The organism is Embleya sp. NPDC025285 (assembly GCF_055558835.1).
In genome coordinates this window covers 1-1583 of sequence record NZ_JBVHLU010000287.1, presented here as the reverse complement: position 1 = coordinate 1583, position 1583 = coordinate 1, and the positions used below count along the sequence as shown (strand labels likewise).

General features: G+C 53.7%; 1 protein-coding gene. It reads left to right on the top strand.

Translation table 11 applies throughout. The features are described 5' to 3' along the window. The first annotated feature begins 363 nt into the window (after window positions 1-363). On the top strand, window positions 364-1305 hold the full coding sequence (locus ACZ4FV_RS52275; RefSeq protein WP_093200084.1) for an IS110 family RNA-guided transposase: 942 nt from the start codon (window positions 364-366) through the stop codon (window positions 1303-1305). Window positions 1306-1583 lie beyond the last annotated feature (278 nt).

Sequence of the window (1583 nt, the reverse complement as noted above, 5' to 3'; positions counted from 1 at the left end):
GATCTTTTAACTGACTTTGCGGACGCGGATACCGCTCTGGATCAATGTTTTGGTCGAAATTTGGTTGTGGGGTGCTGTGTACATATCCGTTTCTTCGGTAACGGCCGCTTATGGTTCCGCTCTTACAGCGGCTCACTTTGGAAAAGCCCCAAAGTAAGCAAAGGGCTCTGCCCCGCCTGTCGGCACCTCGCCTAGGCTCGGTGTTCCCTTGTAAGATTATTTTCACCTGCTTCAGACCGTGGTGCCCTCAGATTTCAAGATCGTGAGTGAGCATGGGTCGAAGCAGGTTCTTTTCTAAACTAGTCCGAACGGTTGCCTGGGCGTAAAGCCCGATTCTGCAAGGTTGGACGTGAGGAAAACGCCATGGACCATGACTCTGCGTTCGTCGGAATTGATGTTTCCAAAAACAAGCTCGACTCATTCGTCAGCACTACTGGCCAAGTCGAGCAGTTTTTCAATACTCCAGAAGATATCCAGCGTTTAGCTAAGCATCTCAAGGCTCAGATGCCCGCTTTAGTGGTGCTGGAAGCAACTGGCGGATATGAGCGGCTTGCCGCTGCCGAGCTTTGCGCTGCTGGATTACCAGTCGTTGTTGTCAATCCCCGTCAGGTCCGTGATTTCGCTAAGGCTACCGGACGGCTGGCTAAAACCGACGCTCTGGATGCCCAGGTGATTGCGGAGTTTGCTCAGGCGGTCAAACCCGAAATTCGGGAGATGCCAGATGAACACGCTCGTGAACTGGCAGATCTACTGACTAGACGCCGTCAGCTTATCGATATGATCGTGGCGGAGGAGTCTCGACTGAAACAGGCGGTATTCAAGGCGCTTCGACGGGATATCAAGGCACATATCGTCTGGCTTCAAAAGCGTCTTAAAAGTACAGACGATGACTTGCACGAAGCGATCAAAGCTTCGCCGGCCTGGAAGGCCAATTATGATTTGCTGCGCGAGGTCTCAGGTGTTGGCAATGTGCTCGCACTTTCGCTGCTGGCGATGGTTCCTGAGCTAGGCAAAGTGAATCGCAAACAAGTGGCTGCATTGGTTGGTGTGGCCCCTTTTAACTGCGATAGCGGCCTGTACAAAGGACGTAGACGGATATGGGGTGGTCGAGCTGAGGTGCGAAGTGTGCTTTACATGGCTGTCTTGTCCTCGAAGAGCCATAACCCGGTGATCGAGAGGTTCTACAACCGTCTGCTTGCTGCAGGGAAGACGAAGAAAGTGGCGCTGGTTGCATGCATGAGAAAGCTGCTGACGATCCTGAATGCGATGGTCCGAGATCAAAAACATTTCGCTGAAATGGCTTGAGATTCGACACGGTTGCTCACTCCGGCTTTGGACCGTGGGCCGCCGTCATGGGCCATCCCTGGCCCAGGACGGCTAACCTGGCGTCCTGCCGGGTTACCCACGCTCCAAAGCCTGCGTTCGGCCAGCGTGGTTTAACGGGGCGCCTAAGATCAAGATCAAGATCAACAGCAAGAGCACAGCGGCTACCGGCCGGCTTGAGTGTTTAAAAGCCAAATCAAAAGCTAAAGCGGGCACGGTCAAATGTGGGAGCTGGCTTGCCTGCGATGGCATCAACTGGG

Coding starts and splice junctions, on each gene's coding strand:
- ACZ4FV_RS52275 (WP_093200084.1), top strand. CDS start 364: ATGGACCATGACTCTGCGTTCGTCGGAATTGATGTTTCCAAAAACAAG.